Source organism: Skermanella sp. (genome assembly GCF_059503625.1).
Genome location: NZ_JCACHA010000155.1, coordinates 1 through 3,677, shown reverse-complemented (window position 1 = coordinate 3,677; position 3,677 = coordinate 1). Strand labels below are relative to the sequence as shown.

Annotated in this window: 4 protein-coding genes; 1 reads left to right on the top strand and 3 read right to left on the bottom strand. The window is 66.2% G+C overall.

Going from position 1 to position 3,677, the window contains the following annotated elements; all coding sequences use genetic code 11:
- Positions 1-278 precede the first annotated feature (278 nt).
- The gene (locus tag AC5JJ6_RS04235) at positions 279-806 is read right to left on the bottom strand and encodes a hypothetical protein (RefSeq protein ID WP_496040851.1); all 528 of its coding nucleotides are present in this window, start codon (positions 804-806) and stop codon (positions 279-281) included.
- A gap of 151 nt (positions 807-957) precedes the next feature.
- On the opposite strand from AC5JJ6_RS04235, the gene AC5JJ6_RS04230 reads away from it, so the two are divergent.
- Entirely contained in the window at positions 958-1,275 is a 318-nt protein-coding gene (locus tag AC5JJ6_RS04230; RefSeq protein WP_496040850.1) for a hypothetical protein, read from the top strand.
- A gap of 34 nt (positions 1,276-1,309) precedes the next feature.
- Here the strand turns inward: AC5JJ6_RS04230 and AC5JJ6_RS04225 are convergent, their stop codons facing one another.
- Both AC5JJ6_RS04225 and AC5JJ6_RS04220 read right to left on the bottom strand, forming a co-directional pair.
- A complete protein-coding gene (locus AC5JJ6_RS04225) occupies positions 1,310-1,777 on the bottom strand; it encodes a response regulator (protein WP_496040849.1) in 468 nt (155 codons plus the stop codon).
- Positions 1,778-1,847: 70 nt separating this feature from the next.
- On the bottom strand, positions 1,848-3,677 hold a 1,830-nt coding region (locus AC5JJ6_RS04220), incomplete at its 5' end, for an AI-2E family transporter (protein ID WP_496040848.1).

Here is a 3,677-nt window from a genome sequence, read left to right as displayed (position 1 = left end):
GGCGCCGTCCCGCCGGTCTCTACGGAGCCGGGGGGCGCCGTCCCGCCGGTCTCTAAGGAGCAGCACGTTCTTTCCTGATTGACTCATACGTTTGTTTGAATATACAGTCCGGCCAAGCTCGTTAACCAGAGCAGCGACAAGAACAAAGTTCCCTTGGGGGGTACGCGTACAGATGCCGGTTTCCGCCGGCGTCTCCGTTACCGTCGGTCCGGCGATTGAAACTAGGACCGGTCCGACGGTAATGCGGAATTCTAGATCCCTGTCTCTCGACTTCGCTTTCACATCCTTTCCGGTACTGCTTCGCGGTCGCTCAGCGATACGCTGCGCATGACCTTCTCCACGTCACCCAGCAAGCCGTCGCAGGGTGGTACCGGTCCGGTGAAGACCATGAAATGGGCGCTGCGCGTGTCGCTCGCCATGAAGACGGCTATCGCGCGCTCGTCGGCGCCGGAATCGACCACGGCCGAGGCGTGCCGCCCGATCGAGCCGTCCAGCGTGCGCATCTGGGCGGGAGGGTGTTCTCGCAGGACGCGGAGCGCGCCCTTGACCGAGTTCCAGGTCTGCTGGAAGAACGGCACCGGCCGTTCGCTTCCCAGCGGACGCGGCGCCAGCACCGACAGGCTGCACTCGTCGGCGCGGTAGACGACGTTCGCCCCTTCCTCCGCCCGGCGCCAGCCCGCCGGCGGTTCAAGCGTCAGCCCGTTAGCTTTTTCGGCGGCCATCGATGCGGAGGCAAAGAACATCAGCGCCGCGCCGGCGAAGCCGAGCGCCAGACGTCTCGATGCGGTGTCTTTTCGTATCGTCATCGATGTTCGCTCCGCCCGCCGCAATGGTTGAATAAATTCTGGCATTGCCCATGATAGCGTGTTCCTGAACGGGCGGGGAACACAGTTTCCGAAACGGACCGCGCCGCGCGCTGTTAGCGGTCTCATGTCCCCAACGGCCAGGAATACAGCCATGAGCAACAGCGACCGCGAAGCGCAGGAGCAGCGCAACAACCCCGTCGGCCAGCGGCCGCAGGATATCCGCAGCCGTACCGACGTCATCATGGAGCGCGACGCGCACCATCTCGACAATCAGCAGGGTGAATCGGCGTCCGTCCAGGGGTTGAGCCCCGAACCCGACGAGGCGATCCGGACCGGCAAGGAAGAGCGGATGGAGAAGGGCGCCTCGCCGACCCTGGACGCCGACGGCAAGCCTTACGGCCATGACGAGGACCCCGACAGCACCGGCACCAAGGCCGGTACGCTCGGGGGTATCGGCGGCTTGCCGTAAGCTGCGTCCGAACCAGGAGCGCCGCTTCGCCGGTTCAACTCTCCGTCCGGCGGAGCGGCGTCGGCTGATAGGTATCGTTTTCCGGTCCCGCGATGTCGGGACCGATGAAGCCGGGCGGAACGGGTTGCTGGACCACTCCGTGGTTGAGCCAGTCCAGGCAGGCATCGATCGTGGAAAGCAGGGTGCGTTCCGTGAACGGCTTGCGCACCAGTCCGACGACGCCGACATCGCGGGCGATTTCCATGGTGACATGTCCGGTCACCAGCAGCGTCGGCACCTGCCAGCGATCCATGATCAGACGGGCCGCTTCCAGCCCGTCGGTCCCACCCAGTTCCACGTCCAGAAGTGCCAGATCCGGGCGATGCTCGGCCACGAGCGTCAGTGCTTCGTCGGCATTGGCCGCGATGCCGCAGACTTCATGGCCGGCGTTGGTAACGATCGTCTCCATGTCGAGAGCGACCAGCAACTGGTCTTCAGCGATGATGAGACGGACTCCGGTCACGCCAATCCCCTTATGCAGTTTTGCGCGATCCCATGTTGTTCAACACTGAGGATTCCGGATCAGCCCCCCGTTACTCCGGAATATTTGCACGGCGCCCGGCCATGCCGCCTATCCAGGCTGCCGCGCCGGAAACGGTCCTCTCCAGCCGGTCGGCCCCGATCAGCGCCGGCGCATCGTCGGGCAGCGGCCCGTCGTCTTCGGAACTCCACAGGCCGACGACGATCGGGATGCGGCGGTCCAGCTTGCCGCGCAGCCGGCGCACGGTCCGGCGCGCATGCTGGACAGATCCGGGGTTCAGATAGGATACGCAGACCAGCCGCACGTCGCCGGTGTCCAGCTTCGAGAGGTTGCGCAGGGAGACCGCCTGGCACGGCAGCGTTTCCGACTTGATGCCCTGGCGCTCCAGCAGGTGGGCCAGCAACGCCGCCGAGGCGCGGTCCAGCTCGTTGCGGCCCGCGACAGACAGGACGCGGCCGCGGGAAGGTTCCGCCCCCACCGGTACCGCGGCGGCCGCGGCGGCATCCTCCGGGTCCGATTCGCCGTCCTCTTCGGGTTCCGGTTTCGGGTCCTCGTAGTCGTCCAGCGCTTCGATGACGCTGTCGACGCCTTCCGCGATGGAAGCCTGCACCTCGTCATCCAGCGCATCCCGCTGGCGATCGGTTTCCGCCAGATGGAGGGCGGGAATCACCACGTGGTCGTAGACGTGCGGCAGCGGCTTGTCCGGGAATGCCTGTTCGGCTAGTTCCGCCGCTTCCTCCGGATCGCGGGCGAGCAAGCGCTGGTAGAACCGCGTTTCGGTCGGCAGGACGGGATCGTTGCCGAACATCACGTGCAGGAACTGGAGCTGCGGCACGTGGCGTCCGATCACGACCATGCAGACCGTCAGCGGCGTCGCCAGAAGCACGCCGACCGGTCCCCACAGCGTGATCCAGAAGACGGCCGCCGCGATGATAGCGACCGGCGAAAGGCCGGTGCTGCTGCCGTACAGCCAAGGCTCCAGGACATTGTTGCTGAACAGCTCCAGCACCATGAACAGCCCGATGGTGAGCAGCGGATCGGTCCAGCCCGGCGATACGGCGAACGACAGGATGATCGGGAACAGCGACGATATGACGGGGCCGACATACGGAATGAACCGGAGGACGGTCGCCAGCACGCCCCACAGGATCGGGTTGGGCACGCCGATCAGCCACAGGCCGAGCGCTACCGGAATGCCGTAAGCGATGTTGATGATGAGCTGCATCAGCAGGTAGCGGCTGACGCGGGCGCCGGCCTCGTCCATCGCCTCGGTCGTCCGGTGCAGGTCGTTGGCGCCGACCAGTCGGATCAGCCGGTCGCGCAGGCCCTCCCGCTCCAGCAGCATGAAGATCACGAAGACCAGAACCATGCCGGCCGTGCCGATCGGGCCGACCAGCGGACCCAGATAGGTCTGGATCTCGTTCCAGGGGGACGGGCGGGGTTCGTGGACTTCCACCGGGATCGGTCTCAGGACGTCGACGCGGCCGGCTTCCCCGGCGCTCTGGACCGCTCCCGGCGCCGCCGGCGCCGTCGCCTGATCCAGTTCCTTGCTCAGGTCCTTCAGCATCTGGGTCGCCTGGTCCAGCACTCCCCCGCCGCCGCCCTCGGTCGCGCCGCGCACGCTCTGGATCTTGGCGCGGATGTTCTGCTCGTAGTTGGGCAGGTTCTGCGCCAGATCGACGAGCTGGCTGGCCACCAGCGTCCCGAACCCCAGCACCACCATGAACATCAGCAGCACGACCAGGATGACCGACGGTATCCGGCCCAGCCCCCAGCGCCGCAGCCGGAGCACGATCGGGGCGAGCGCGAAGCTCAGCAGGACCGCCAGCGCCACCGGCATCAGGATGTCCTGGCCGAAATACAAGGCGCCGACGACCACCAC

What these genes read in the sequence shown, in the direction of transcription:
- AC5JJ6_RS04235 (WP_496040851.1), bottom strand. Translation starts at nt 806, where the DNA reads ATGACGATACGAAAAGACACCGCATCGAGACGTCTGGCGCTCGGCTTC.
- AC5JJ6_RS04230 (WP_496040850.1), top strand. Translation starts at nt 958, where the DNA reads ATGAGCAACAGCGACCGCGAAGCGCAGGAGCAGCGCAACAACCCCGTC.